We start from the raw sequence: 26,960 nt of genomic DNA, 5'->3' as shown, positions 1-26,960 counted from the left end.
GGGGGCAGATTCGGCCAGGTAATTTGATCCCAGGCAAGAGTATAAGAGCCTACACCTTATGCGATCGTCGATCTTCCCGCCAAAAAGGTTTGCATAACCTGCGCTGATGGCGACAATACCGTAATATTGGCGGCGCGACCCACTTCGAGACTGCCCCAGCTCTCATCAATCCCCATTAGCCGTGAAGGATTGTGCGATGCTGCAGCCACTGCCATACTCAGGCTCGCGTCTGTAAAGTCGATGAGATTCTGTACTCCGCGGTCAAGGGTCAGGACACTGCCCGCAAGTGTGCCATCGGAGGTGCAACGCCCGTTATGCACCTCCACCTTCATATCACCCAACATGTAAGTTCCGTCGGGCATTCCGGTAGCACTCATGCCGTCGGTCACGAGAATGACACGATCTTTGTCCTTAGCTTTTAAAAAAAGCCTGACCATAAGCGGATCGACATGAATGCCATCACAAATGATCTCTGCAAACAACGACTGCTTATCCAGCACGTAGGCGGCAAGTCCGGGCTCGCGATGATCGATCGCACGCATTGCATTGAACGTGTGCGTTGCGGAACGCGCTCCAGCCAAAAAGCCGGCCTCTGCTTCACATACTCTCGCATCGCTGTGTCCCATGCTGCAACGAACGCCTAGTGAGGTTGCATGAGCGATCAATTCGATCGCTCCGGGCAGTTCCGGAGCAATCGTCATAAGGCGAATTTGCCCTTCTGCTACCTGCCAAAAACGATCGAAAAGAGAGACGGCAGGAGCTTCCAAAAGAGCCTCGGTATGTACGCCACGTTTCAGATGCGAGAGAAAGGGGCCCTCAAGATGTATTCCGAGCGGAGTAGCACGATAGTCGATCGTCTCGGCCCTCCGTTTGATTTCAGTCGCGAGGCCAGCCAAGGCGCGCAGAGTCTCATCTTTGGGAGACGTGACAGTTGTGGGAAAGTATGCTCCGACACCACGGCTGGAGAGATATGAACCAATGGCGTTCAGAGCCTGCGGGTCGGCTTCCATTACGTCGTGTCCAGCGCAGCCATGAATATGAATGTCGACGTAGGCCGGAACGAGGGTGGCCTCACGAAAGTTATATGTTGCCTGCACTCGTTCGTGGTCCGCGGCGTTGAGGCTTTCTATTTGGTTGATGCGACCATCTTCTATCCTGACGAGCGGATACTCCACCATTGAGTCTGACCTTATGAGTCTCCGCGCCGCTATAGTACTGATCATTGCTACCCTTTCCTGATTTCACCTGAACGCAAGCTCTAGTTAACCATGTTTCTAAATCTTCGGCGCCGACATGGTGAAGACGGTGAGTCGAGGGCGTCTGGCCAAGCGAATAAACTCTATCTTTGATATCGCGAATCCAGTATAGTCGTACATACAAGTTTGAAGGTGTAAAGATTTATCCGTGTGTTCAGAGTGGCGTCATCAAAATAGACTTGATTGGATCTGCCCATCGTCCAGTTTGGCTGATAGCGCTCATATCGACTTCAATAGGTCAGCTGGCCGTTACACAATTAGAGAAAGCAGTTTGATGCCAAAGCAAATGACAGACCCGACGCCCATATCGCAGGATCTCGTGACATTTCCTCATGCTATGCTGCGTGAGATCTATGAGCAGCCTCAGGCTCTAGCCGCGACCATCGAACAATACGTCCCGGGCGGTCTTTCAACAGCAGAGACATTTCAACCGGTTGTCGATGCTCTTGGAGGTCGAGAGCGGCTCGTTATTGCCGCCAGTGGTTCCAGCCGACACGCTGGTCTGGCCGGCGAAATCATGCTTGAAGATCTGACGGGGATCTCCGTCGACGTCGAATACGCAAGTGAGTATACCTACCGCTCTACGCATACTCTTCATAATCCCGGCGTTGTGGTCATCTCGCAGTCCGGGGAGACTGCCGACACGCTCGCCGCTCTCCGAGAAGCGCACGCTCGGGGACTCACCACCGTCGCAATCACCAATAACGCCGATTCCAGCATGGCAACCGAGGCGAGTGCCTCACTACCCACCTTTGCTGGTGTTGAGAAGGCCATACCGGCAACAAAGAGTTTTACCACCCAACTCGCTGTACTTTACTCTCTCGCGCTTCACCTGGCGCGAGTCCGGGGACGCATGACGCTGCAGACCGCTGAAGCTCACGGCCGCCAGTTGCGAGAAATTCCCGATCTCCTCCAGGGCGCACTGCCGGGCTGGCAGAAGCAGATCGAAGCCTTGACGCCTCAGTTGGCAAGCTCTAGCACTTTGCTCTACCTCGGTCGTGGTGCTCACTATGCGATAGCTAGGGAGGGTGCGCTTAAGCTTAAGGAATCCGCATACCTGAACGCCGAAGGATATCCCTCGGGTGAACTGAAACATGGCCCTAACGCTCTGGTCAGCAAGGATTCTCCGCTGATTATGATTGCCACCGCCGACGCGGGTGATCCCGATTCGCTCCTGCGATACTCAAAAGTCCTGCAACTAATGAAGGATATGAGAGCGCAAGGCGCAAGAATTATCGCCCTTGCAACAGAAGGCGATCAGGATGTTCCTCAGTGTAGTGATTCCTGTCTCTTTATTCCCCCAAGCAATGACCTTCTATCAACTATTTTGGAGGTCGTGCCATTTCAGCTGCTCGCTTACACTCTGGCGATTAGTCGTGGCATTGATGTTGATCGGCCGAGGAATCTGGTCAAGGCCGTCATTGAAGAGTAGTTCTCACACGAGCCTCCCGTATCAATCGACTTAGAAGTCTTGTGCGCGTCGAATAGCTTCTGACTCTGACCGTAATGGCGGCCTTATTCGCCCAGGTTGAGACGAACTATTCCGCTTTTCCCCCCAATCCTCGCAAATACAGGTCGCGACAGGTGTCAGGCGCTCGTGCAGGCAAGCCTCCTTCCATTCCATTTCACCTAGTTAAATTGCTCGTTCCCAACGCGGCTAGCGCGATCGGGGCCAATCGACTCATCCTCACGGTGCAACTTTCGTGTAATAGGTGAGTGCTTACTTGGGAGGTTACGTTGAGTACTAAAGTTTGGTCGAAGTAACGAGCCAAGGGGAATCCTATGACACGCTTGTCTTACCGTTCGCCTTGTTTTTCTGTCTCGACTTTTATGAGTCTTTGCCGCATGCGAGTGTTTTTTTTCTTCATCTTCTTATCCGTCATCTCGCCCGCGGCCTTTGGAACAACCCCCACCCCAATAGCAACCGTCACGACGTTGGCAATCTCTGCGACTTCAGTTGCCTATCAGACTCCAATCATTCTGACTGCAACCGTGACGGCAGGAAATTCGCCAATCACGGCCGGATTAGTGCTTTTCTGTGAAGCGACGGCAAAGTATTGCGAAAATAACTCTGCCCTGGGAATCGCTCAATTGACTTTTCCTGCAGCTACCGCCTCTGTCAAAATCGGCAGTGGACCGATCGGAAATCACAGCTACAAAGCGGTGTTCAGGGCGAACAATCTTTACGCAAGCAGCGAATCAAACACTGTCACATATTCAGTGACTGGTACTTATGCATCGTCCTTGACTTTGACCTCAGCGGGATCTATCGGCAACTACAGTCTTACTGGAACTGTGGCAGGTTTTGGCTCGCTTAACACTGGCCCCAGCGGCACTATCTCGTTTCTGGACACGAGCACAAGCAATAGCCTGCTTGGCACCGAAAATCTTGTAGTGTCGACGCTCTCAACGACATTTGTCCAAAACCAGCCATTCGCGATAGGTGGTAATGGCACAACCCTTCGGTCAGTCGCCATCGCATCGGCCTATCTTAATACCGACAACAATCTCGATGTGGTCACTGGCGATGCCGCACAGACGATCTCCGTGCTCCTCGGCAATGGAGATGGGACCTTTCAGCCGAAGGTAAACTACGCCGGTTGTAACGTTGGAAAAGCGCTCCAGATTGTCCTTGCCGATTTCAACCGTGACGGGGTGACCGATATTGCGCTTGGCTGTTCCGACGGCACTAATGGCGGCCTGGTTATTATTCTCGGTAGCGGTGATGGAACCTTCAAGACTCCTGTCTACTATCCTACCGGCGATGTCGCGAGCATTGCCATCGGCGACTTCAACAACGACGGTCTTTTGGATATCGCGCTCTCCAACAAGTCACAAGAGAATGTCACATTTTTCCTTGGCGACGGCACTGGCAAATTCCTCCAGGAGAAGGTATCTATTTCAACTCCTGCCCTTGCCCATGGCGTAGTAGTTGCGGACTTTAACATGGATGGCAAGGATGATGTTGCTTACGCTGTCGATACAGCGACGCCAAACAGTTCGTTGTCAGACCTCTACCTTGCCTTCGGTAATGGTGATGGAACATTTCAAATTCCGACCTCTCCCGTAGCTACCCAGATAGGGGAGTTCCTTACCGCCGGCGACACAAACGCCGACGACTTTCCAGACGTTGTATCGAGTTCCATTACACGACCGGGTAGTGGCAACAGTAATATCGGAAACAGCCTGTTTGTCCTTCTTGGAAATGGGCAGGGAGCTTTCCAGACATCCACCTACGTTTCGGATATTCCATCAGATCCTCATCTTGCCGACGTAAATGGAGACGGAATTCCTGACATTATTGCAGGAGGTAGTACCGGCGCTCTCGTCTACCAGGGTAATGGCGACGGAACCTTCCAAAATTACCAGGAGCCAGGCATTGGCGGCTTCGCCCTCACGTATGCTGTCAATGCCGGAGACTATAACAACGACGGCAATGCAGACCTCATTGGAACAGACGCAGATACCCCCCGCGCTGCTGTTTCTTTGAGCCAGGTTCAACAAACGTCTGTCGCCTCTGCCCTTACTCATGTGGCCGTCTTCCCGCTTGGAAGTGGTATTCACAATGTGGATGCGAGTTACTCTGGCGACTCTGTTTATATAGGCAGCACCTCTGCCACAGTGCCACTCACTGCGGCACCCGTCAATACAACGCTCACCTTGACGTCGTCGGCACTCTCATCAATTTTTCCGGGTCAATCCGTAGTGTTGACAGCTATGCTGGCCCCCTACACCGTGGGACCACCAACCACGACCACCAACAATGAGCTTGTCACATTTTTCACGGGAACGACTTCCCTGGGCTCTGCCAAACTAGTGAACGGAGTCGCTACGCTTACGACAACTGCCCTGCCAGTAGGTGCCGACGCACTCACCGCCGTTTTCGCTGGAGATTCTAACTACAATCCTAGCAACTCAAATACGGTTACAGCCACAGTTTCTAATGTCCTGCTAAGCTCTTCCCTCAATCCTTCAACTTATTTGCAATCCGTCACCTTCACTGGAACCGTACCTGCGGGGAAGACCGGGACAATAGTCTTCTTCGACGGTTCAACTAACATTGGAAGCGGAGTCATATCCGGAACCACCGCAACATTCACGACGTCTAGTCTTTCGGTCGGCTCGCACAATATCACCGCGCAATATAACTCGACCAGCTCAGCTGTTCTCGTCCAGGTAGTGAATAAGGCGACTCCAGCCGTAAGTGTTACCACCTCCGGCCCAAGCATCTACGGTGGTTCGGTCGCAATTACTGCAACGGTTCCCTCGGGCACAACTGGCACCATTACGATCACCAGCGGGGGATTGACTCTTGGCTCCGGCGCCGTGAATCCGGCCGGAACAGTAACCATCACTACGACAGTCCTTCCAGTTGGGAATGATCCAATCACCGCTTCCTATGGCGGTGACACGAATAACAATCCGGCAACGGGTTCGACGACGCAGACGGTGCGGACAGCCTCTCCTGCCGAGACGCTGTCGTCATCGATCAATCCGTCGGTCACAAATCAGTCAGTCGTTTTCACCGCATCTCTTCCATCGAACACAACCGGAACCGTGACCTTTACCAACGGTTCAACCATCCTAGGCACGTCAACTTTGGCAAATGGTGTGGCAACCGTAAGTACTTCCACCTTGCCTATTGGTGCTGACTCGATCACTGCAACCTACAACGGCGATGCAAATAACAACACGGCTACAGCCACTTTAATCCAGACCGTGAATAAGACGACCCCGACGGTTGTCGTCACGACCTCTGGTTCGAGCACCTACGGAAACCCCGTCACGATTACAACGACGGTCCCGCCCGGCACCACCGGCACAATAACAATTACCAGCGGCGGAACGACTCTCGGCTCCGGCACAGTGAACCCGACGACTGGCACTGTGACTATCACCACGACGACTCTGCCCGTCGGCAACGACCCAATTACAGCGTCCTACGGAGGTGATGCCAACGACAACCCAGCCACTGGCACCACCACTCAAACCGTGACAAAGGCCACCCCGACTGTAACTCTAACTTCGTCCACCAATCCGTCGACGGCAAATCAGTCTGTGACCTTTACTGCCTCCCTTCCCTCCGGTGTAACCGGCACTGTGACTTTCACCAATGGTGCGACTGTCCTCGGGACAGCCACACTTGCCAGCGGCTCAGCAACCGTAACCACTTCTACTCTGCCATCAGGAAACGATCCCATCACAGCCACCTACAACGGAGATACCAATAACAACTCCGCATCCGCTAGTCTCACCCAGGTGGTTGGCAAGGCAAAGACAACTCCAACTGTGACTGTCACGACCTCCGGCCCGAGCATTTACGGGGGTTCGGTCACAATTACGGCGACGGTTCCTTCGGACACAACCGGCACGATCACAATCACCAGCGGCGGCGCGACTTTGGGTTCTGGTACAGTGAACACCACAAGTGAAACAGTAACTGTCTCTACAACCATTCTTCCAGTGGGCAGCGACCTGATTACTGCCTCCTATGGAGGCGACACAAATAATAATCCCGCCACTGGCACAACCACACAGACCGTGGCCAAGGCCTCTCCAAAAGAGACTTTGTCATCGTCTCTTAATCCTTCCTCCGCCAACCAACCAGTCGTCTTCACCGCGTCTCTTCCGTCGAACACAACCGGCACCGTGACCTTCACTAGCGGTTCAACAACTCTGGGCACGTCAACTTTGGCCAATGGTGTAGCGACCGTAAGCACTTCCAGCCTGCCTATAGGTGCTGACCCGATCGCCGCGACCTACAATGGCGATGCAAATAACAATACGGCAACAGCAACTCTGACCCAGACAGTTAACAAAGCTACCCCACCGGTTACTGTCACTACGTCCGGTTCAAGCAGCTTCGGCAACCCCGTTACCATTACGACGACTGTACCCCCCGGCACAACAGGCACGATCACGGTCACCAGCGGTGGAACGACGCTTGGCTCCGGAACGATAAACCCGACGACTGGCACCGTAACGATCACAACTACGACACTCCCGGTGGGCAGTGATCCAATCACTGCTTCCTACGGTGGCGATACAAACGACAATCCAGCTACTGGCACAACCACCCAGATTGTGACAAAAGCAACTCCCACGGTAAACCTGACGTCTTCTGTCAATCCGTCTGCATTGAATCAATCTGTAACCTTTACAGCTACGCTTCCGTCCGGTGCCACTGGAACTGTAACCTTTACCAACGGTTCGACAGTTCTGGGCACCTCGACGCTGGTCGGCGGAGTTGCAACTGTGACCAGTTCTACACTCCCAACAGGAAGCGACACCATCGCCGCTACCTACAATGGCGATGGAAACTACAACAGCGCGGCGGCGACTCTCGTCCAATCTGTCGGTAAGACGACTCCGACCGTCATCGTCACCACCTCCGGTTCGAGCACATTCGGCAACCCCGTCACGATTACGACGACGGTTCCCCCTGGCACCACTGGCACCATAACAATTACCAGTGGCGGAACGACTCTAGGTTCCGGCACAGTGAACCCGACGACCGGGACCGTGACCATCACCACGACGACTCTGCCCGTCGGCAGCGACCCGATTACTGCCTCCTACGGAGGTGATACCAACAACAATCCGGCCACGGGCACTACCACCCAGATCGTGACTAAGGCCGCCCCGACTGTAACTCTAACCTCTTCAGCCAATCCGTCAGTGGCGAACCAGTCCGTGACCTTTACCGCCTCGCTTCTCTCTGGCGTAACCGGCACTGTGACTTTTACCAACGGTGCGACTGTCCTTGGAACCTCGACGCTGAACAGCGGAGCAGCAACTATCTCCACCTCCACCCTGCCAGCAGGAAACGACCCCATCACGGCCACCTACAACGGAGATACCAATAACAACTCCGCTTCCGCTAATCTCACCCAGATCGTAGGTAAGATGACTCCGATCCTGCCTCCCCCGATCGTCTCGTCTGCTAACCTTCCCATCGATACGCCGGAGACCATCACCGAAAAAGTCCCAGCAGGTGTTACTGGCACAGTGACCTTCTCCGATGGCACGACACCGCTAGGAACTGCGTCTATTGTGGCTGGGGTCGCAACTCTTACTGTTCCGTCGCTACCGCTTGGAGTTCATTCCATTACAGCGGCCACTTCGGGAGACGCGAACGACAATCCAGCTACATCGCCGCCTACTCTTGTTACAGTCGGCAAAACGGCCTCCGTGGTGACTCTAACCTCGTCGACCAATCCCGCGGCGTTCAATCAGCTTATAACTTTCTCTGCCTCCGTACACTCCGGAGCAACAGGCGCGGTGACTTTCCTTGATGGTTCAACAATTCTGGGAACGGGAGCGCTAAATGCGTCGGGAGTTGCAACATTTTCTATATCGACGCTGACGATCGGATCTCATCCAATCACAGCTTCTTTTGGTGGCGATTCTAACTATAGTTCCTCGACATCTTCGGTGTTGACACAGGTCATCAATAAGATCCCAACCACTATCACTATTACCGAAAGCACGCCTGCTCAACTGATCAAGACCGGAATTACGTTCACGGCAAACGTCACAGCTTCAAGTCCTAACGCAACGGGCACGGTAACGTTCTTGGACGGTACGACCGTATTGGGAACGGCTTCGCTCACGTCAAACGGGGGCGTCGCAGTGTCACTCAGCACGAATGCAAATGCAGCTTTGCTCACTTCAAATTTGGCAATGGGGGCACATCAGATCGTAGCTGTCTATTCTGGGGATGGCACTTTTGCTCCCAGCACGTCAGCTCCCGCGAACGACACCGTGGAAGACTTCACGAACACTAATAGTGGCCCTGCTAGCCAGAACATTTTTCCGGGCGCGACGACGAGCTTCAACTTTAGCCTCGCTCCCATAAGTGCGACAACCTTCCTCAATGAGGTAACAGTAACGGTCACTGGATTGCCAGCTGGCTCAACTTACACTTTTACTCCATCGACGGTTGCCGCAGGTAGTGGTACCACGGGAGTGGTTCTCAGCGTACAAACCAGCAGTTCTCTTAGCGCGCGAAACTCCCCATCACAAGGAACTACTTCAAAGAACGAACTGTCGATCGCTCTGGGAATGCTTAGCCTTCTGGGGCTCGGGACAATGAGGAAGCTGCGAAAGAAGATACCTCGTACCTTGATGCTAGCTCTCTTGGCTCTCGGTTCTCTTCTGCCAATCGCTGCACTGAGTGGCTGCGCAGGCGGGTATTTCACTCTTACCCCCACGACTTACACCGTCACTGTAACCGGCGTCGAAGGTACAGTCCAACACGCGGCAACCGCGACCTTGATTGTTCAGTAGGAGAAGGATGATGCATCTTCGAAGCGTCCTGCTAATGGCACTTCTATCCGTTCTATCCGGCGTTCTCCATGCCCAGGCGATATCCATGGGCGGGTTCCACGACGACATACCTCGATTCGAAATCGGCGCCAACTATAACTACTTCCACGCGAACGCACCTCCGGGCCAATGCGGCTGCTTCTCGCTCAATGGAGGAAGTGGAACAGTACTTATGAACGTGACCGCGAGATGGGCTGCCTTAGCGGATATCGCCGTGGCCCACGCTAATCAGGTAAACAACACGTCGCAGGACATCACCATTGTCAACTATCTGTTCGGTGCGCGGTACACTCGGCGCAATTCCAGCCGTTTCGTTCCGTATGGTGAAGCATTATTTGGAGGAGCGGCGGAGGACGTGAACTTTCAGTTCACAATAAACCGTAACTCATTCGGCTTGGCGGCAGGAGGAGGCGTAAGTACACAACTAAAGCGAAGGTGGGGCGTGACCCTTGGTCAATTTGACTATGTCTACACCCAGATTCCCAACGCTAAGAACGACCGCCAAAACAACATACGAGTAAGCACTGGTGTTATCTATAACTTTGGCTTCAAGTAGTCTGATCGAATATCAGCTCTAATTCATTCTAGCAATTCTGTTATGCGTCTGCTCTTTCCTCATCCTTCTCTGGTTGCCCACTATCGAACCGTTGGTTTGTAGACTTTGATCAATCACGTTTGTCGTCGATGTCAACTCGTTTCGGAAGCGCTCCGGATCCTTTTGTGGCGCAACGCATACACAACGGAGCCTGCTGCCAGGATCAGCCCGGCAGTACGTATATCTCGCAGGAAGTTAGGTCGCGAAAAAAGAATGAAGACGAATCCGCTCAGCGCTAGCAGTATAGGCAGCGGATAAAGCGGCATCCGAAATCCTCGTGTCTTGCGCTCGCTGCGATGCCGGGGTAGCAGTGCGGCTAGTCCCTGCAGGAGAAATTGGAACAAAATGCGGACCACTACGAGGGTTGTAATGACCTCCTGCAGCCTAAAAATGCAGCAGACCAGTGTTATGCCGCCGAGCGTCAACAGGGAATGCAGTGGAGCTCGATGTTTCGGGTGAAGAACTCCAAACCACGGGGGGAAATTGCTGTCCCGTGCGGCTGCAAAGGGAATTCGCGAATATCCGAGTAATAACGCAAATACGGAGGCAAGGGCTGCGAGGGCGATGAGTACGACAATCACTCCCGCAGCGGCATGTCCATATAGTTTTTCCATGAAGACGGCCATGGTGAACATGCGGGCATGGCTGTCGCTGCTCTGTGCCATCTCTCGCCATGGGAGCACGCCAAGAACGCTTATGTTCATCAGCACATAGAGCGTTGCGACCACGCCGATTGAGCCCAGGACCGCGCGCGGAATCGTCCGTTGGGGATCGCGGACCTCGGCTCCCACGAAGCAAACACCGTAATAGCCCCAATAGTCGTAGGCAGAGATCAGCATTCCAGCGCCAAGTCCGGCGAAGAATGCCGCGTTGAGATGAAAGGCGCCGGCCGGGAAGTCGAAAGCCAGATGAGCGTTGAAGTGCGTGAATCCCGCGACGATAACCAATACCAGCGTGAGACCGACAGCCATCCCAAGCCAGCGTGCGATTCGACCGATTGCGATGATACTTCGGTGGAGAACCAGCATCGCGATTGCGCACGCCGCCATCGCGATGAGCGTCTGTCCGCTCAGTACGATGGGCACTCCTAGAAACGACGAGGATGCGAATGGACGGCTGGCGTTTGGAAGAAAGAACGAGATGTATTGCGCGAATCCGATGCATCCTGAAGCGATCGAGAGCGGTGCACTGAACAGGACCTGCCAGGCGTAAAGGAACGAAAATGCCCGCCCCCAGGTCTTTTCGCCGTACAGATGTTTCAGGTAGGCATAGGAACCTCCGGCCTCTGGATAGGCGGTGCCTAGTTCGCTCCAGATCAGGCCGTCGCAGAGGGACAAGGCGGCACCCATGATCCATCCGAGGATTGCCTGAGGGCCGCCCATCACTCCGACGATCAGGGGCAGGGTGACGAACGGACCTACTCCGACCATGTCGATGACGTTGAGGCTGAGTGCAGCACCGGTCGACAGGCCGCGATGGAGCTCAGGTGGCTGGGGCTCGGAGTTCATCCGGCGCTTGCCATGATCCGCTTGCCGAAGATGGAGGTTCCGATGCGGACGCAGGTGCTGCCCTCTTCGATCGCTATCCGGAAGTCATTCGACATTCCCATCGATAACTGCGTCAGCTTTGGGAAGTTGGCGAGCGACTGGTCCCTCAATTTGCGAAGGTCGCGAAAGTAAGGCCGGGCAAGTTCCGCGTCCTCGGACCAGGGGGGAACCGTCATCAGGCCTACGGCCTGGATCGACTCGAGCGGTTCCAGTGCGGCGAGTAGATCGGGTAGTTCTGCTGGGTCGAGGCCGTGTTTGGACTCTTCGTGGCTTAGCTTTACCTCGACTAAGACGGGCAGCTTCTTTCCTAGTGCTTTGGCGGCTGCGTCGAGCCGCTGGGCGATCTTCAGCGAGTCTACCGCGTCGATTGCGTGGAACAACTCTGCGGCGCGGGCTGTTTTGTTTGACTGCAGCGGACCGATGAGGTGGAACTTTGCGTCGTTCAGGGCGGTGAGATGCTGGGATTTTTCCTGAAACTCCTGTACCCGGTTCTCGCCGAAGAGGCGGTGGCCGGCTGCGTAGGCTTCCAGGATCACCTCGACTGGATGGACCTTGGTGACGGCCATCAGGGCTACTTCGCTGTCGGAGCGGTTGGCTCGGCGACAGGCTTCGTGGATCTGTTGTTGGAGTTGAGCTAGGTTACCGGCGATGGTCATGCTCTTTGCATCTTATCGTTCAGCTTCCCATTTGATTGCATGGAGATTGAAACGAACTATGTGGACTATTTTTTTGCTGATCGGCTCGAACATCTTTATGACCTTTGCCTGGTATGGGCACCTGAAGTTCAAGGAGGTGCCGCTTTGGAAGGTCATTGTGGTCAGTTGGGGCATTGCGTTCTTTGAATACTGTCTGCAGGTGCCGGCCAATCGGATCGGGTCGAAGACCTTCAGTCCGGACCAGCTCAAGGTGATTCAGGAGGTGATTACGCTGACTGTGTTCGGTGTCTTTTCGACCTTTTACTTTGGGGACAAGCTTCACTGGAACCACTTTGCTGCGTTCGGCTGTCTGGTGGCTGGTGCCTTCTTTATGTTTCACAAGTTTTAGGTGGGGTACCCCCCCTCCCTGTTGCCTGCGCGTAAGCCCTTTCTATGCAATAGTTTAAGGGGGATGACTGCCTGTAAATTCGTCACAATAAAGGGGTTACGTCCAAATTCGTCTCCTGAAAGGACTTAGCCCCGGCGAATGCTCGGGGCTAAGTCCTTTCAAGAGATATATCCAGTATATCGGGTTAGATATAACTGATGTGCCAACGGCATGTTGTTGTTTTGAAAGGGGTAATGGGAATTCGGGGCTTGACAGACAAATACGCAGTTAATTGTGGCCGTATTTAAACAGGGACGGAGCGCCGAATGAGGGTGACTCGTCGTATAGCTCCTGAATGAAGCTATCGCGATCGTTCACAAAGCGGCGGACGATCTGGAGGGCATGGAGGAACGGAACTCGGTTCCTTCAGCATAACCTGCGGATTTTATATTTGTGGGTGCCTCAATCTTTCGGCAGGGTGGCGATGAATGCGTTCATCTCACGGAGGGTGTCGGCTTCGTTCGAGCGGAAGACGTAGTGGTCGGCGTTTCGCAGGCGAACAACATGGGCGGATGGTATTCCAGACTGGAATGCGTCCGCCTGAGCCGTGCAGCGAGCCTCGTCTTCTTTTACGATCGCTGCTTTGCCTTCGGGAGTGGCGTGGACGTCATCGCCGAAGTCATGCGGGCACGCCACGATGGAGAGGATGGGAGCGTGGATCTGCGTGTATTTTTGCTGACCGAACATGATTGCCAAGCCAATTGGCGGAGGCGGCGGTGGATAAGGAGGCTTCATCATCGCCAACTCCTTTTTCGTATCCTGCATATCTTTTTCGAGTTGGGCGAGGCTGATCAACATATTGTCCACAACTTTAGGCTCAAGGACCGCGCCTGCCTCCATCGCGTTAATCTGATTCCGAACATCAACCATGTCCAAGATCCAATCGGTGATGGCGTGGTTGTAGAAGGCGTATGGGAAGGCTGCATCGAGGTAGATGAGTCCGGCGACTTTTTCCGGGTGGCGGCTTCCGATGGAGCTCAACTCTTCGCCGGCGATGGAGTGGCCCGCGACGACGGGGTGGTTTAGGTTGAGAGCAGAGATGACGGCGAGGACGTCGTCGCCGAGGCGGTCAGCGTTGTAGTTGGCTACGGTGGGTGACGGCGCGCTTGAGGCACCGAAGCCGCGGCGGGTGATTCCGTAGACGTGATAGTTCGGAGTTAGCTTGAGCGCGAAGTTGTCGTAGACGTGGGCGTCGTTGCCCAGACCGCTAAGCAGGACGAGTGGGCGGCCGGTGCCTCCCCAGTCGAGTACTTCGAGCTTGACGTTTTCCTGAACGGGAACGAACTGGACCTTGTGCGGCGTGGAGTCGGTCGGCCATGCGGTGGCTTCGGTGGCACGGTCGAAGGTGAGGGGTACGGATTTGCCCTGCGTAAAGGTTCCAGTGATGGAGTTCCCGTCTGGAGAGATCGTTCCTTCATACGACGCGTGGAAGTCGTCGATGGTGAATTTGATGAGAGCGCCTGTGATGTTGAGGCTGGTAGCGGGGTAGCCTTTGTGCGACTGGTCGATGCTGTAAAGCGTCCCCTTCCAGGTATCGGAGGTGCCGTTCGTCTCGCTCTTGTCGATCTTCAATATGATGCGGAGCTTGTGCGAGTCGGCAGGCAGTGTGGCTTGCCAGGATCCGACAGGGCTCTGAGCATGAAGGTGGGTTGCAGCAGAGAGAGCGATGGTGAAGAGGGCGAGGAGTTTCAGGGCCAGTTGCTTCATCTGGGGTCTTCTCATACGGGGTCTTCTCATCTGGGTTCTCCGGATTGTGGGTTGCGGGCTGAGAGAGATCTTTCCGACGAGGAGTTGGTGATGTTGAGGGCAATAGCGGGGTAGCCTTCGATTCGATAGAGATGCCAGTAGGTGAAGCTGTGATGAATTCTGGAGGAGGAGACCAAGGGGGAGTCGGAGAGTCTTGGTTGCGGACCTTGCGAGCCGGACAGATGGGTGAGGGTTAATACGGTGACGATGGAGAGGATCGCTGCATGGACGATTCGACGCAGGGGTGGTGTCGAAGAGATTTCGGAGTAGAAGCCGGAAGGCTGTGGCTGGGGGTGAAGTTGAGTGTCGATCTGTTGAACGAGGAGCGAACGCAGGATGTCGATGAGGAGTTGGAGGGAACGACCTTCGCGGGTCTGCTGGTCAAAGATCCAAAGCATCTCTTCGCCGAAGCGATCTCGAAAGGCAGGCGGGTGGAGATGAAGGATGGAGCGATAGAGGGCACGGAGGGGAGGGTTCATACTCGGCGTGGCCTCTTTTCGTTGAGCCTCAGCCGGGCCTCTTGTACGACACTGTGCAGGCGGTCGATCTCTGCGGAGAGCACGGTACGGCCTTGAGCGGTGAGGCGGTAGAGACGGCGGGTTTCGTCATTGCAGAGAGAGGATTTGGGCGCGTCGATGACGAGCTTCTGGTCCATGAGTCTTTTGAGATTGTCGTAGAGGGTGCCGGGGCCAAGTTTGTAATGTCCGTGGGATTGGCGCGAGATCTCCTGGATGATGCCGTAGCCGTGGAGGTCCTCGGCGGCAAGTGCCAGAAGGATGTGCAGCATGGCGGGGGCGAGAGGCGGGCTGGAATCGGCTTTCATAGTCGGAATCCGACTATATCAGATTCCGACTATGCCGCAAGTTTTTTTGGGCCCAAGGTTCGCCAGGAGACGAGCGAAGGCGATTAGACTTGGCTGGCCCACATTCAAGGTGACTGGTTGCATTCAAGGAGAACCAGCCGAAGGAGGTGTAAACCGTGCCGACGAATCAGTCCATTTCATCGATAAAAGTTGGTCCACTGAAGGAGAGTGAGCTAGGAGAGGCTGACCGTATTGTCAGGCTGGCATTCGGAACGTTTTTTGGACTGCCGAATCCGTCGGATTTTATGGGGGACCGTCACTACATGACGCCACGCTGGCGCTCGAGCAACGTCAAAGTGGTTGCGGCGCGGGACGGTGATCGGCTGGTGGGGTCGAATGTCATTACGCGTTGGGGATCGTTTGGGTTCTTCGGGCCTTTGACGGTGCAGCCGGAGTACTGGGATCGCGGCGTGGGGCAGCGTCTGATGGAAGCCACGATGACGACGTTCGATCGATGGGGTGTGCGGCATACCGGGCTGTATACCTTTGCGCAGAGCGCGAAGCATGTCGGACTGTATCAAAAGTTCGGCTATTGGCCGCGCTATCTTACCGGGGTGATGACGCTCGCTCCGGATGAGGCTCGATCGGTGTACGCGAAGGCGCCGATGCTGCTGTCGGCGCTGAAAAAGAGCGAGCGGGAGAGTGCTATCGAGGCGTGCGGGAAGCTTACACACAAGATTGATAAGGGGCTTGACCTTGGTGGTGAGATTCGCTCTGTGCTTGCGCAGCGTACGGGCGATGTCGTGTTGACGTATACACGCAATGCGTTGGATGGTTTTGCAGTGTGTCTGCATGGAGCGGGATCGGAGGGTGGCGAGAAGACATGCTATGTCAAGTTCGGGGCGGCGCGAGGAGGTGTCGGCGCGGCGGAACGATTCGACAGATTGCTGGAGGCTTGTGAGGCATTCGCATCTTCGCGTGGAGCGACCGTAGAGGCTGGTGTGAACATGGCTCGCGAAGACGCGTATCGGTGTCTGCGTGCTCGCGGATATAGAGTGGCGATGCAGGGTGTCGCGATGCAACGCCCGCATCTGGAGGGATTCAATCGGGCTGATGCTTTTGTGATCGACGATTGGCGTTAGGGGCTTGCGAGCACAATTACTGAGCTGGTTTGTCGGATTTGGGCAGGAGGAGAGCTAGCGGACTGAGTGGGCCGAGAGGGATAAGTTGGAAGGTCATCAGCTTTGCCTGGCCGAGGGGGAGAGCTTCGAGCATGGTGTGGGCCTCTTCGACGGTGGATGCGTTGAGGATGAAGACGACGCCGTTGTCATTTTGAATGGAGTACCACTGGTCGATTTTGCCTGCGAGGAAGAGGCGCAGGGTGTCGGGTACCTCTTGCGAGGAGAGGAGTTTGAACTGGTCGGGTGTGGGAGGTGCGTTGAACCTGCCGATGGCGAGGATTCTGTTGGTGGGGGTGAGTGGGAGAGGCGAGGGTTTCGGGGTCTGTGCCTGCGAGGAAACTGGAATGAGTAGGAGAGAGAGGGCAAACATGCGGGCTAGTGTGTTCATGGGCTGCTCCGTGAAACGGATGGATGCGTGAATGGAAGGAGTGGAGCTGATCGCGGTTAGGCGATCAACTCCGCGCGGTGCTTTGCGATGAAGGCGGGGAGGCTGATGGGTGGTTGACCGCCGATTTTTTCGACGAGGTCGTTGGTGCCGGCAAAGATTCCGTTCTGGAAGTCGATGGCGATCTCGTTGAGGTGCTGCCAGAAGAAGTCACCGAGGTTTGTGCCGTTTTCCTTTGCGAGTTTTGCGAGCGTGGGGGCGTCGGTGAGTTGATAGCGAACCGGCTTGCCGATGACGTGGCCGATCTCTTCGGCTATCTCAGGGAAGGTGTATTCTTTGGCGCCGACGAGGGGATAGATTTTGCCGACGTGGTCTGCGGGCGCGATGAGGATGTTGGCGATGACGCGCGCCTGATCTTCGGCAGCGACGAGGGCGACGCGGCCTTTAGTGAAGGGCAGCGGAAGGATGCCTGCCGCTTTGATGAAGCCGCGCCAGTAGAGGACCCACTCAGCGAAGAGGGTGGAGCGAAGGTGGACGGTGGGGACGCCGGACCAATCGAAGACTCTTTCGGAGAGCCAGTGATTTTGAGCGGCGTGACTGGTTGCTTCGCGGCGGGCAGATGCCTGCGACATGTTTACGATGGCCTGGACGCCAGCTTCTTTGGCTGCCTGGGCGAAGTATGCAGTTCCTTCGAGGATGCCGGGCTCGATGGGGAAGACGAAGTAGGCACTGCGAGTGCCTTCGAGAGCAGCACGGACAGATTCGAAGTTTCGGAGGTCTCCAAGGACGATCTCGGCGCCCTGCTTGCGAAGCGCTTCGGAACGATCGTCGTTGGTTCGCACCATGGCGCGTACGGCTTGGCCACGCTCGAGGAGGAATTTGACGGTATCTTTGCCGGTTTTTCCGGTCGCTCCGGTTACTAGTATCTTTGATTCGCTCATTACATCTCCTTTGCAGCGGTTAGGCTGCTTGATGGGAGGATTTCGTCCCATCTGAACCTTTAGATAACAGTTGTCATCTAAATGATGCATGTTTTTTTATGAGGTAAGAACGATGCGCAAGTCTCGAAGTGAAGCGGCGGAGACGAGAGAACGAATCGTCTCGACAGCTTCGAAGATGTTTTTGGAGAAGGGGCTGGAGTCGGTGGGGATGCGCGACATTATGGCTGCCGCGGGCCTGACGCCGGGTGGTTTTTATCGCCACTTTGAGTCGAAGGAACAGCTTATTTGTGAGGCGAACTCTGCGGCGTTTGATCACCTGATGGAGATGTTCGCGGCTAAGACGGCAGGGAAGTCGGCGGACGAAGCGCTGGAGATTGTTGTGACGCTTTATTTGAACCAGTCGCGGCAAGAGGGGGACACGTTTCTTTGTCCGTTGTCGATGAATGGTGGGGAGCTAAGCCACTGTGTGCCGGAGGTGCGGGCGGTTGCGTTCAGTGGTTATCAGCGGATGGTGGAATTTATTGCGGATCGAGTGACACATGTGAGCACGGTGGAGGCGCTTGCGGTTGCTGGTGGTGTTGTGAGCACGATGGTTGGAGCAGTGACGATGGCTAATCTTGCACCGACCAAGGCGGCGGCGAGCGCCATTCTGAGCAATGCACATGGGGTGATCAGAGCTCTTCTGTCTGTGCCGGTTGCGAAGACAGAGGCAGTCGCGAAGGCACGGGTGGGTGGCGCGAAGAAGCTCTCTGTTCGTTAATGCGCTTGTTGGTGGTGAACTTCAGTCGGCGACCATGAGTTCGCCGGGGATGATGGGGCGGGTGCGGGGGAGAGTGCCGCGATAGGCGGCTAGTCCCATGAGCAGAAGGGAAGCGGCGAAGATGATGAGCTTTGTCAGGCTTGCGGTGCGGGTCGCGGGGAGAGTCTTCCAAAATGCCAGGAGGAGCGCCTGCGAGATGGTGACGGCCCAGACAGAGCCGTAGAAGTAGCGGCGCTCTGTGCCTTCTCCTTTGGTGGAGGGCCTGACGCGCGGGAGTACGCCGAGCACGCCCAGGAGCAGGATCGTCGCGCAGAGAGGGAAGTAGGCGTAGGTGTAGATCTGCTTCATGTACCAGGTGCCGGTTGCCGCTGCGATGAGGAGGCCGGTGAGGTTCAGGAGTGCGAAGCTGAGGACGGCGTTCCAGGCGAACGTGTAGCAGACTCGTCGGTAGAGGGGATTCGGCTTGTCCTCGTCGAAGCGGAGGATGTAGGGGCGGGGTTCGGAGCCGGGGAGGCTGCCGCGTAGGGCTGCGATGCCTGTGCCGCAGAGGACCGCGATCAACCAGGTGAGGTTGCCGCGTCCGAAGCCGCGGGCGAACAGCGAGAAGGTGAGAGGGCCGGGGGCGAGAAAGAAGACCCAGATCCAGATCGGCCAGTGTGCGAGACGGTAGAGAGCAGTGTTGCGTTCGCGGATCTTCCGCTGCTGAGCGTATTCAACCTTGCCGCTGTATTGCATATGGGTGAGTCTCGCAGGGGTGGCGAGGGTGCGTCAATTTCCCACTGCCTCCCACTGCGCGTGGGGCGGTCACTTCGTGACGGGTATACCGCCTTCGGCCGGCGCTTCCGTTGGTCGCGGTCAAAGTCATCGGCAGCTCGTCCCAAGTGTTGAGCTTAGCGACCGTGTTCTTCGAGGTACTTTTCGACCTCGAGAGCGGCCATGCAGCCAGAGCCGGCGGCGGTGATGGCCTGGCGGTAGCGGCGGTCCTGGATGTCTCCGCAGGCGAAGACGCCGGGGAGGATTTCGCCGTTGAGGGTGGTGAAGACGTTGTTGCGGGTGAGGATGTAGCCCTCGGAGTCGAGGTCGAGCATGCCCCTGAAGGCTTCGGCGTTGGGGATGTGGCCGATGGCGAGGAACATGAAGGAGACGGGGAGGACGTATGCTTCGTTGGAGACTTTGTTTTTGACGCGGAGGCCCTTGACGTCCTTGTCCTCTACGCCTAGCACCTCTTCGACGACGGTGTTGGAGAGGAACTGCACCTTGGGATGAGCCATGGCGCGCTCAAGCATGATCTTGGAGGCGCGGAACTTTTCGCTTCGGTTGATGATGGTGACCTTGGTAGCGAAGCGGGTGAGGAAGAGAGCCTCTTCCATCGCGGTGTCGCCGCCGCCGATGACGGCGATCTCTTTGCCCGAGGCGAAGAAGCCGTCGCAGGTGGCGCAGGAGGTGACGCCGTGGCCTATGAGAGCCTGCTCGGAGGGAAGGTTCAACCAGCGTGCGCTGGCGCCCGAGGCGATGATGAGAGTGCGGGCGTGGATGGTCTCCTTGCCGAGGTTGAGGGCGAAGGGACGTTTGGAGAGATCGATGGAGTTGAGGTGGGCGAGGCGCAGCTCTGCTCCGAAGCGGACAGCCTGCTTCTTCATGTTCTCGATGAGGTCGGGGCCTTGAACACCCTCGGGCCATCCGGGGAAGTTTTCGACGAGCGTGGTGATGGAGAGCTGGCCTCCGGGCTCGTGGCCTTCGAGGACGAGGGGTTTGAGGTTGGCGCGGCCAGTGTAGATGGCGGCGGTGAGTCCGGCGCACCCGGAACCGAGGATGACAGTGTCGTGCGTGATGTTTTCGGGCATATAAGCTCTCTTAGTGTAAATGCGCCAGCGAGCGAAAAGATGCAAACCGGCCTTTTGGGCGCGTTTGGTGAAAGAATTGAGGCTATGGCAAATCTGACCTTAGTGTATGGAATGAGACTGTTACCTGCGGATGAAATCGCATCGGTGGGCGAAGCGCCCGTAACCCTGAAGAACGGCAAGGAGGCACATGTGACGCTGCATGTGCTGGAAGGCAGCCGGGAGGAGATTGAGGCGCAGCTGCGAATGAGTATCGACGCGTTCTTTGATTTTTATCCGGAGATCTAGCCGCAGTAGTGTCCGAAAATAGGACAACCGTTCGTAACGTGACTCTCCTGACGAAGAACAGGGAGAGGGCGGAGGGACGGGATGGCGGGGATGCTGCGAGTTTTTGTTCGGCTGAACGCTGCTGTCGTGCTTCTGATGGCTCCGATGGGCTGGGGGCAGGCCTCGACTTCCGCCGGATCGCAGACCGTGACAGATGTTCTGCACCAGATGTCAGATCGTGCCGACGTCATCTTCATGGGGCAGGTGCTGACGGTGCATCTTCCGGAGGGTGGCAGTCCGGCTTCTGGCATTGTAGAGATCCAGTTTCGCGTCGATGAGGCGATTCGCGGGTGCCAAACGGGGCCGTATGTTTTGCACGAATGGGGAGGGCTGTGGGCAGGAGGCAACGGGAGATACCGTGTCGGTCAGCGATTGCTGATGCTTTTGCATGCGCCTGGTGCGGGAGGACTGAGTTCGCCGGTTGGCGGGCTCGATGGGGCAATTCCCATTCGGCAGAGCGGGATTGTGGCTTCGCCGGCGGAGAGCACAACGCCGCCGCCTTCTCTTCCGTTTGTCGATCTTCGCTGGCTGGGAACGAGAGTGCCACGTGCGGTCTCTTATCGCGACAAGGCGGTGCGCCCGGCGAATGCGTTTCCGCAGTTGAGTCCGGGACAACAGCGGGTCGAAACGGTGGTCGCATCGGGTGCTCGAGCCGGAGATGTGCCAGTGATTCTGCCGCTCGGTTATACGAGTGTTGCCGACGCGTCGGTTCCGGCGCAACAGGCTTCAGTGGCGGCAGTGCTGGGGTTGTTGACCACATGGCAGAAGGCGGAGCATGGCGCGCCCTGACACCATCTTACGAATTCAATGCAACGTGTGGTTGCAGACTTTCCTGTTTGTGCTGTTTTGCTGGTTTGCGACCGCGGCGACTGCGTGGGCTGGCGGTCCACGCTGGGTGACGGGACCGCCGTACTTTACGACCTCGGGCGTTCCGGTGGTTTGGTATACGAACCAGCCACTTTATTTCACCGATCCTGGGAATCTAAGCTCGACGGTAAATCACGCGGCGGCGGACGCTCTTGTTGCTGCTGCGGCGGCGGTCTGGAATGTTCCGACTGCGACACTAGTGCTGTCGCAGGGCGGAGCGCTCGATGAGCATGTCAGCGGAGCCAATGCATTTCTAGGATCGAATGGACCCATCTTTCCTGCCGATGTGCAGAGCAGCAACTATCTCGCTAAACAGATCGCGGTGATTTATGACAGCGATGGCTCAATTACAGATCTTCTACTGGGCAATGGGGCGAGCGATCCTTCGGGATGCCTGCAAAATGGCGTGACGGAGAGCGTTGATTCGATCGTACCGGCTGGTTTCATTCAGCATGCGATTCTGATTCTCAACGGCCGGTGCACTGGCCATGCGCCACAGCAGCAGATGCAGCTGCAATATCAACTGATGCGGGCGTTCGGCCGGTTGCTTGGGTTGGGTTGGTCGCAGACCAATGACAACGTCTTCACGGACAGCCCGCAACCTACGTTTGACCAGGCGATGTTCTGGCCGGTGATGCATCCGATCGATATCATCTGTGGCCCGTATACGTACCAGTGCTTGCCGCAGCCGTTCACTCTTCGTCCGGATGATCTGTCGGCGCTGGCGCAACTCTACTTTATCGATCAAGGACAGGCGGGCCCGGGCAAGACGGACAGCCTGCTGAACGCGAACCTGTTTTCCGGGCATGTCAACTTTCCTACGGGAGAGGGGATGCAAGGGGTCAACGTCGTCGTGCGCCGATGGGCACAGTTTACCCTGCCGTCGGCGATCGAAGACAGGTATACGGTTTCCAGTGTGTCGGGTGCTCTGTTTCGCCAGTCGAACGGTAATCCTGTGAGTGGTCCAGACACGTCGTTTGCCGGAAGCCAAGGGAGCCAGAATTCATCGGACGAAGGCTATTATCTGCTGGACCGAATACCGATGCTTCCTGGCACCTGGCAGGTGCTGATCTTAGAGACAGAGCCTGTCAATCCGCTCTACACGGGACAATATGCCGTGGGTCCGTACGTCGCCAATACCGTAACGCCATCTGGATCGGATCCGGTGTCGACTTATGGAATCTTCGGCAGCTACGCCCAGCCATTCGTAGATTTTGTGACGAACGATGCAGCGGCTGACTGCAATACTGGCACGGATGGAACCGAAGCGGCTCCTGCTGCTGTGACGCCGTCGGGGTGGTGGTCCGGGTTGCTCTGCGGGTATGGGCACTCCGCGTGGTCTTCGCTGTCGGTCAAAGCGAACCGCTCGGCGACGTTCGAGGTGACGGCGGAGGATGAACAGGGATTCGCGACCAGCGCCAAGGCGATGCCGGTGATTGGTGTTTGGAATGCGACCGACGCGCTGGGCTCGTTGCCTGGCGTTGCGGGTGCTGGAGAGGCCTTCGACGGAGACGCCAACGGCATGACTACGCTGACCACTGCCTTTACGCAACCAAATCAGTTACGAATTGGGATCGCCGACCAGCGTGGAGATGGACGCCCGGACTTCAACTACGAGGCACGCGTACATTTATGCGGATTCGCTGAGCCCCGCAACGGTGAGCGCTGCGGGCGGCACGATTAGGATCAGCGGGATGGGCTTTCGTACGGGCAATACGGTGACCGTCAACGGGGTTGCTGCTACGGTTTCGAGCTGGACCGCAAATACGATTGTCGCTACGGTGCCTTCGATTCGCGCACTCGGCTCGACCACGGCGCTGGTTGCCGATGTCGCAGTTACGGATTTGTCTACCGGTGGGACAACGGTGATGACGCAATCGCTGAGCTACGCTGCGCCGGTGCCTGTGCTTAGCCTAGTGAGTGCGCCTTCGGGTCAGGTGCAGCTCTCGCAACCTGCAGCGACGCCGTTTGCCGTGAAGGTGCTGAATGGTGATGGGGTGACTCCGGTCGTGGGCGAGGCTGTGACCTTTACCGCGACGAATGGCTCGGTGCAATTCTCTGCTTGTGGAGCGGCCAGTTGCACCGTGAGTACAGGTGCCAATGGTATCGCCTCGACACTTATTACACCGATGAGCGCGGGCGGGATCACGTTGCAGGCGACCGGGGTGGATGGTACTGCGGTTGCATCTTTCACGGCGGCTACGCGCGTCCAGGCCGCGACGGCGATACAGGCGTCCGAATACATCGTGGAGGGCGCGACTGTGGAATGGGGTCCGCAGCTTAGCGTTACCGATAATTTTGCTTCGACTGCTGGATTGCCGGTTGGCTGGCAGGCGATTTCAGGGGCGGTTTCGGTGTCGCCGGCCAGCTCCCAAGTCAACTCGCAGGAGATTGCGCAGACTGTTGCGACGGCTGGTCCGTTGATGGCTGGCGGACAAGCGATTTTGTCTGGCTGCGCGTGGACGAACACTTGTGCTTCGTTTACGACGGTGGGCGTCGATGTTGCAGACCTGCGTCTGATTGCGGTGAGCGGAGCCGGTCAAATAGTTTCTGCGAACGGCACGCTCACGCCGGTGGTGTTGCAGGTGACGGACACGGCATCCCATCCGGTTGCTGGGGCGGTCGTTCAGATCTACCAGACGGTCGATGCCTGGGAGGCGGCGTGCCCGGACCGAGGCCGTTGCCCTATCCCTCCCGTGCTTGGCTCGTTGCAGTCTTCGGGTGTCTCCGATGCGAATGGTCTTTTGACGAGTGTCCCGCAGCAGATTCCGGGAATTGCCGAGACGACGAATCTGGCCGCGGCGACCGGTACGCAGGGGTTTATTTCGCTTGCTCTGCAAAAGCAGCCCTGATGCCTTTTTCCTACAAGGAGCGTTTTCTTGTAACTCCTTCAGGTGCAGACCGTCGAATCTGGAAAAAGCCGTACGGCTCCATTCGGCATCAGATAAGAGACAAGTACAGTGAGGAGCCTGAACGATGGCGGTAGCGACGACAGTGGGAAGCGGACCTGTACGGAAGCGGGTCGTCATTCTGGGTGGAGGTTTTGGCGGCATCAATGCCGTGACGGCTCTGGGAAAACTTCCAGTTGACGTTACGCTGGTGGATCGCAGAAACCATTACTTATTTCAGCCTTTGCTCTACCAAGTGGCTCTTGCGGTTCTATCTCCGGCCGATATTGCGCAGCCGATCCGTGCGCTTGTCCGCAATCATCCGAATGTCGACGTGTTGATGGATGAGGCGGTGGGATTCGATGTGGCACAGCGGCGGGTCCATCTGAAGACGGGTGTGGAGCTTGAGTACGACTACCTGATTGTCGCGACGGGTTCGACACACTCTTATTTTGGCAAGGACGAGTGGGCTAAGCTTGCGCCCGGCCTAAAAACTATCGAAGATGCAACCGAGATTCGCCGGCGGGTTTTGCTTGCTTTCGAACTCGCAGAGCGGCAGATGATGGAGACCGGAACTCATCCTGCGCTGAACTTTGTGATTATCGGTGGGGGGCCGACGGGGGTTGAGCTTGCTGGAGCAATCAGCGACATTGCGCGACTGTACATGGTCCGCGACTTTCGCCATATTGATCCTTCGATGGCGAAGGTTCTAATTCTGGAGGGTGGTCCGAATATTTTGGCGGCTTATCCGCTGGATCTGCAACAGAAGGCGATTGAGCAGCTTGCCGAGCTTGGTGTGATGGTACGGACGGGCGCCCACGTGAGTGATGTGCAGCCGGGTTATGTGATGGTAGGGGAGGAACGCATCGATACGGTGGTTACGCTGTGGGCGGCTGGCGTGCAGGCATCGCCGCTCGGGAAGATGCTTGGCGCGGAGACAGATAAACGTGGTGCGGTGATTGTCGATGGGCATCTGAATCCGCCGGGGCATCCGGAGATCTTTATCTGCGGGGATCTTGCGCACTTCGAGCAGGATGGCAAGCAGGTGCCGGGTGTGGCCCAGCCTGCGATGCAGATGGGAACCTATGCTGCGAAACGCATCGGCCGGTTGGTCGCTGCCGCCTCAGGGAGTGATGGGAGCGGCAAGAACGAAGAGTTTCGCTACTTCGATAAAGGCGATATGGCAACAATCGGGCGCAAGGCAGCGGTGGCTAAGATCGAGTGGCCGTTCAAGGCACATTGGAGCGGTTTTCCTGCGTGGATGACGTGGCTGGTGGTGCACATCTTTTTTCTTATTGGTTTCCGGAATCGGCTTGCTGTGTTCCGCCAGTGGGCGTGGACTTATCTGACGTTCAAAGATGGGGCGCGGTTGATTACGGGCTCGCAGGAACTCCCTGGCTGGAATGCGCAGGAGGAACACACGGGAGTTGTTACGACCAAACCGTTGGATATGAGTTCGCCCAAGACTTAATCCGGACAGGTCTAACAAGAAAGAGCCGCAAGATCGCGGCTCTTCCTGTTGGTAATGGTTTTTTGATGGTTATTTTGCGGAGTCTTCGATCTCTTTCCATTCGGCTGCTGATAGTTTAACGTCGGCTGCGGCTACGTTCTCTTCGAGGTGCTGCACCGAGGTCGTTCCCGGGATGGGGAGCATTACGGGGGAGCGATGGAGCAGCCAGGCGAGTGAGAGCTGCGAGACGGTGGCCTGGTGTTTCTTCGCAGCGGAGTCGAGCTTGCCGCCGGGCTGAGCGAGCTTTCCTGCTGCGACAGGAAACCAAGGGATGAAGGCGATTTTGTGTTTGGCGCAGTACTCGACGACATCCTCGTGCTGGCGGTCGCCGATGTTGTACTGATTCTGTACGCTCACGATTTCGACCACTTTGCGAGCCTGGTCGATTTCGTGAGGCTTGACCTCGCTTAGTCCGATGTGTCGGATCTTGCCCTGTTCCTGTAGTTTTTTGATTGCGCCGAGGGACGCTTCGACGGGCACTTTCGGGTCGATGCGATGCAACTGCCAGAGGTCGATCCGTTCTATTTTCAGCCTGCGCAGGCTCATCTCAACTTGTTGGGTCAGGTACTCGGGGCGTCCGACGGGCAGCCACTGATTTGGGCCCTGGCGCGTAAGGCCGCCTTTGGTTGCGATGACGACGCCTTTTGCGTAGGGGGCCAATGCCTCGCCGATGAGTTGTTCGCTTACGTCAGGACCATAGGCGTCGGCAGTGTCGATGAAGTTGATGCCGAGTTCGACGACGTGTCGCAGAACTTTTTTGGCGCCTTCGATATCTTTGGGCTCGCCCCAGATCCCGTCGCCGGTGATCCGCATTGCCCCATATCCCATGCGATTGACGGTGAGATCCCCGCCAATTGAAAACGTGCCGCTTGCTTTCGCGTTTACGGTTGAAGTTGTCATACC

At 56.4% G+C, this 26,960-nt stretch carries 22 protein-coding genes; 11 read left to right on the top strand and 11 right to left on the bottom strand.

The window, feature by feature from the left end; all coding sequences use genetic code 11:
• Positions 1–56 precede the first annotated feature (56 nt).
• Positions 57–1,223, bottom strand: a complete 1,167-nt coding sequence (gene nagA, locus RBB76_RS05815; RefSeq protein ID WP_429628351.1) for an N-acetylglucosamine-6-phosphate deacetylase — start codon at positions 1,221–1,223, stop codon at positions 57–59.
• A gap of 307 nt (positions 1,224–1,530) precedes the next feature.
• On the opposite strand from nagA, the gene RBB76_RS05810 reads away from it, so the two are divergent.
• The 3 genes from RBB76_RS05810 (at position 1,531) to RBB76_RS05800 (ending at position 10,140) form a co-directional block, all read left to right on the top strand.
• Positions 1,531–2,688 (top strand): SIS domain-containing protein, encoded by a 1,158-nt coding sequence (locus tag RBB76_RS05810; RefSeq protein ID WP_429628352.1) that lies wholly within the window; start codon positions 1,531–1,533, stop codon positions 2,686–2,688.
• 413 nt (positions 2,689–3,101) lie between these two features.
• Entirely contained in the window at positions 3,102–9,545 is a 6,444-nt protein-coding gene (locus tag RBB76_RS05805) for an Ig-like domain repeat protein (RefSeq protein ID WP_429628353.1), read from the top strand.
• A 7-nt stretch (positions 9,546–9,552) separates the two neighbouring features.
• Entirely contained in the window at positions 9,553–10,140 is a 588-nt protein-coding gene (locus RBB76_RS05800; protein ID WP_429628354.1) for an outer membrane beta-barrel protein, read from the top strand.
• Between the two features lie 131 nt (positions 10,141–10,271).
• Here RBB76_RS05800 and RBB76_RS05795 read toward each other — a convergent pair whose 3' ends face one another.
• Both RBB76_RS05795 and RBB76_RS05790 read right to left on the bottom strand, forming a co-directional pair.
• On the bottom strand, positions 10,272–11,687 hold the full coding sequence (locus RBB76_RS05795) for an APC family permease (protein WP_429628355.1): 1,416 nt from the start codon (positions 11,685–11,687) through the stop codon (positions 10,272–10,274).
• Positions 11,684–12,382 carry a YggS family pyridoxal phosphate-dependent enzyme gene (locus RBB76_RS05790; RefSeq protein ID WP_429628356.1) on the bottom strand — a complete coding sequence of 233 codons (699 nt, stop codon included), beginning with the start codon at positions 12,380–12,382 and terminating at the stop codon, positions 11,684–11,686. Before RBB76_RS05790 ends, RBB76_RS05795 begins: the two co-directional genes overlap by 4 nt.
• A gap of 58 nt (positions 12,383–12,440) precedes the next feature.
• Between RBB76_RS05790 and RBB76_RS05785 the strand changes: the two genes are divergently transcribed.
• Positions 12,441–12,770: a DMT family protein gene (locus tag RBB76_RS05785; RefSeq protein ID WP_183972649.1), complete on the top strand. Its 330-nt coding sequence runs from the start codon at positions 12,441–12,443 to the stop codon at positions 12,768–12,770.
• 441 nt (positions 12,771–13,211) lie between these two features.
• Here RBB76_RS05785 and RBB76_RS05780 read toward each other — a convergent pair whose 3' ends face one another.
• The 3 genes from RBB76_RS05780 to RBB76_RS05770 are packed head-to-tail and all read right to left on the bottom strand — an operon-like array spanning position 13,212 to position 15,378.
• On the bottom strand, positions 13,212–14,516 hold the full coding sequence (locus tag RBB76_RS05780; RefSeq protein WP_429628357.1) for an alpha/beta fold hydrolase: 1,305 nt from the start codon (positions 14,514–14,516) through the stop codon (positions 13,212–13,214).
• A 26-nt stretch (positions 14,517–14,542) separates the two neighbouring features.
• Positions 14,543–15,034, bottom strand: coding sequence for a hypothetical protein (locus tag RBB76_RS05775; protein ID WP_429628358.1), 492 nt, complete (start codon positions 15,032–15,034; stop codon positions 14,543–14,545).
• On the bottom strand, positions 15,031–15,378 hold the full coding sequence (locus RBB76_RS05770; RefSeq protein WP_429628359.1) for a PadR family transcriptional regulator: 348 nt from the start codon (positions 15,376–15,378) through the stop codon (positions 15,031–15,033). The genes RBB76_RS05775 and RBB76_RS05770 overlap by 4 nt, the downstream gene beginning before the upstream one ends.
• Positions 15,379–15,533: 155 nt before the next feature.
• Between RBB76_RS05770 and RBB76_RS05765 the strand changes: the two genes are divergently transcribed.
• On the top strand, positions 15,534–16,499 hold the full coding sequence (locus RBB76_RS05765) for a GNAT family N-acetyltransferase (protein WP_429628360.1): 966 nt from the start codon (positions 15,534–15,536) through the stop codon (positions 16,497–16,499).
• Between the two features lie 16 nt (positions 16,500–16,515).
• Here RBB76_RS05765 and RBB76_RS05760 read toward each other — a convergent pair whose 3' ends face one another.
• Together RBB76_RS05760 and RBB76_RS05755 are read right to left on the bottom strand one after the other, a co-directional pair.
• Positions 16,516–16,926 (bottom strand): hypothetical protein, encoded by a 411-nt coding sequence (locus tag RBB76_RS05760; RefSeq protein WP_429628361.1) that lies wholly within the window; start codon positions 16,924–16,926, stop codon positions 16,516–16,518.
• Between the two features lie 56 nt (positions 16,927–16,982).
• Complete coding sequence (locus tag RBB76_RS05755; protein WP_429628362.1) at positions 16,983–17,864, bottom strand: NmrA family NAD(P)-binding protein; 882 nt, start codon at positions 17,862–17,864, stop codon at positions 16,983–16,985.
• 112 nt (positions 17,865–17,976) lie between these two features.
• Between RBB76_RS05755 and RBB76_RS05750 the strand changes: the two genes are divergently transcribed.
• Positions 17,977–18,624 (top strand): TetR/AcrR family transcriptional regulator, encoded by a 648-nt coding sequence (locus RBB76_RS05750; protein WP_429628363.1) that lies wholly within the window; start codon positions 17,977–17,979, stop codon positions 18,622–18,624.
• A 21-nt stretch (positions 18,625–18,645) separates the two neighbouring features.
• On the opposite strand, the gene RBB76_RS05745 is transcribed toward RBB76_RS05750, so the two are convergent.
• On the bottom strand, positions 18,646–19,359 hold the full coding sequence (locus tag RBB76_RS05745) for a hypothetical protein (protein ID WP_429628364.1): 714 nt from the start codon (positions 19,357–19,359) through the stop codon (positions 18,646–18,648).
• Positions 19,360–19,514: 155 nt separating this feature from the next.
• Positions 19,515–20,468, bottom strand: coding sequence for a thioredoxin-disulfide reductase (trxB, locus tag RBB76_RS05740; RefSeq protein ID WP_429628365.1), 954 nt, complete (start codon positions 20,466–20,468; stop codon positions 19,515–19,517).
• Positions 20,469–20,507: 39 nt separating this feature from the next.
• Between trxB and RBB76_RS05735 the strand changes: the two genes are divergently transcribed.
• From RBB76_RS05735 to RBB76_RS05715, 5 genes are all read left to right on the top strand, one after another.
• Positions 20,508–20,753 (top strand): allantoinase, encoded by a 246-nt coding sequence (locus tag RBB76_RS05735; protein WP_429628366.1) that lies wholly within the window; start codon positions 20,508–20,510, stop codon positions 20,751–20,753.
• A 90-nt stretch (positions 20,754–20,843) separates the two neighbouring features.
• The gene (locus tag RBB76_RS05730) at positions 20,844–21,581 is read left to right on the top strand and encodes a hypothetical protein (protein ID WP_429628367.1); all 738 of its coding nucleotides are present in this window, start codon (positions 20,844–20,846) and stop codon (positions 21,579–21,581) included.
• Positions 21,568–23,343, top strand: coding sequence for a hypothetical protein (locus RBB76_RS05725; RefSeq protein WP_429628368.1), 1,776 nt, complete (start codon positions 21,568–21,570; stop codon positions 23,341–23,343). The genes RBB76_RS05730 and RBB76_RS05725 overlap by 14 nt, the downstream gene beginning before the upstream one ends.
• 10 nt (positions 23,344–23,353) lie before the next feature.
• Positions 23,354–24,511, top strand: a complete 1,158-nt coding sequence (locus RBB76_RS05720; protein ID WP_429628369.1) for a hypothetical protein — start codon at positions 23,354–23,356, stop codon at positions 24,509–24,511.
• Positions 24,512–24,635: 124 nt separating this feature from the next.
• Positions 24,636–26,018 (top strand): NAD(P)/FAD-dependent oxidoreductase, encoded by a 1,383-nt coding sequence (locus tag RBB76_RS05715; protein ID WP_429628370.1) that lies wholly within the window; start codon positions 24,636–24,638, stop codon positions 26,016–26,018.
• 69 nt (positions 26,019–26,087) lie between these two features.
• Here the strand turns inward: RBB76_RS05715 and RBB76_RS05710 are convergent, their stop codons facing one another.
• Positions 26,088–26,957, bottom strand: a complete 870-nt coding sequence (locus tag RBB76_RS05710) for an aldo/keto reductase (protein WP_429628371.1) — start codon at positions 26,955–26,957, stop codon at positions 26,088–26,090.
• Positions 26,958–26,960 lie beyond the last annotated feature (3 nt).

The organism is Tunturiibacter psychrotolerans (assembly GCF_051013365.1).
GTDB classification, from domain to species: domain Bacteria; phylum Acidobacteriota; class Terriglobia; order Terriglobales; family Acidobacteriaceae; genus Edaphobacter; species Edaphobacter psychrotolerans_A.
The sequence above is the reverse complement of the archived record's forward strand: the minus strand, read 5'-3'. Positions and strand labels throughout refer to the sequence as shown.

Bases quoted from the DNA above. Each gene is read 5' to 3' on its own strand.
- nagA (WP_429628351.1), bottom strand. From the start codon at position 1,223: ATGATCAGTACTATAGCGGCGCGGAGACTCATAAGGTCAGACTCAATG.
- RBB76_RS05725 (WP_429628368.1), top strand. From the start codon at position 21,568: ATGGCGCGCCCTGACACCATCTTACGAATTCAATGCAACGTGTGGTTG.
- RBB76_RS05805 (WP_429628353.1), top strand. From the start codon at position 3,102: ATGCGAGTGTTTTTTTTCTTCATCTTCTTATCCGTCATCTCGCCCGCG.
- RBB76_RS05715 (WP_429628370.1), top strand. From the start codon at position 24,636: ATGGCGGTAGCGACGACAGTGGGAAGCGGACCTGTACGGAAGCGGGTC.
- RBB76_RS05760 (WP_429628361.1), bottom strand. From the start codon at position 16,926: ATGAACACACTAGCCCGCATGTTTGCCCTCTCTCTCCTACTCATTCCA.
- RBB76_RS05770 (WP_429628359.1), bottom strand. From the start codon at position 15,378: ATGAAAGCCGATTCCAGCCCGCCTCTCGCCCCCGCCATGCTGCACATC.
- trxB (WP_429628365.1), bottom strand. From the start codon at position 20,468: ATGCCCGAAAACATCACGCACGACACTGTCATCCTCGGTTCCGGGTGC.
- RBB76_RS05720 (WP_429628369.1), top strand. From the start codon at position 23,354: ATGGGCTTTCGTACGGGCAATACGGTGACCGTCAACGGGGTTGCTGCT.
- RBB76_RS05795 (WP_429628355.1), bottom strand. From the start codon at position 11,687: ATGAACTCCGAGCCCCAGCCACCTGAGCTCCATCGCGGCCTGTCGACC.
- RBB76_RS05775 (WP_429628358.1), bottom strand. From the start codon at position 15,034: ATGAACCCTCCCCTCCGTGCCCTCTATCGCTCCATCCTTCATCTCCAC.
- RBB76_RS05735 (WP_429628366.1), top strand. From the start codon at position 20,508: ATGCAAACCGGCCTTTTGGGCGCGTTTGGTGAAAGAATTGAGGCTATG.
- RBB76_RS05780 (WP_429628357.1), bottom strand. From the start codon at position 14,516: ATGAAGCAACTGGCCCTGAAACTCCTCGCCCTCTTCACCATCGCTCTC.
- RBB76_RS05785 (WP_183972649.1), top strand. From the start codon at position 12,441: ATGTGGACTATTTTTTTGCTGATCGGCTCGAACATCTTTATGACCTTT.
- RBB76_RS05755 (WP_429628362.1), bottom strand. From the start codon at position 17,864: ATGAGCGAATCAAAGATACTAGTAACCGGAGCGACCGGAAAAACCGGC.
- RBB76_RS05810 (WP_429628352.1), top strand. From the start codon at position 1,531: ATGCCAAAGCAAATGACAGACCCGACGCCCATATCGCAGGATCTCGTG.
- RBB76_RS05745 (WP_429628364.1), bottom strand. From the start codon at position 19,359: ATGCAATACAGCGGCAAGGTTGAATACGCTCAGCAGCGGAAGATCCGC.
- RBB76_RS05730 (WP_429628367.1), top strand. From the start codon at position 20,844: ATGCTGCGAGTTTTTGTTCGGCTGAACGCTGCTGTCGTGCTTCTGATG.
- RBB76_RS05710 (WP_429628371.1), bottom strand. From the start codon at position 26,957: ATGACAACTTCAACCGTAAACGCGAAAGCAAGCGGCACGTTTTCAATT.
- RBB76_RS05790 (WP_429628356.1), bottom strand. From the start codon at position 12,382: ATGACCATCGCCGGTAACCTAGCTCAACTCCAACAACAGATCCACGAA.
- RBB76_RS05800 (WP_429628354.1), top strand. From the start codon at position 9,553: ATGATGCATCTTCGAAGCGTCCTGCTAATGGCACTTCTATCCGTTCTA.
- RBB76_RS05750 (WP_429628363.1), top strand. From the start codon at position 17,977: ATGCGCAAGTCTCGAAGTGAAGCGGCGGAGACGAGAGAACGAATCGTC.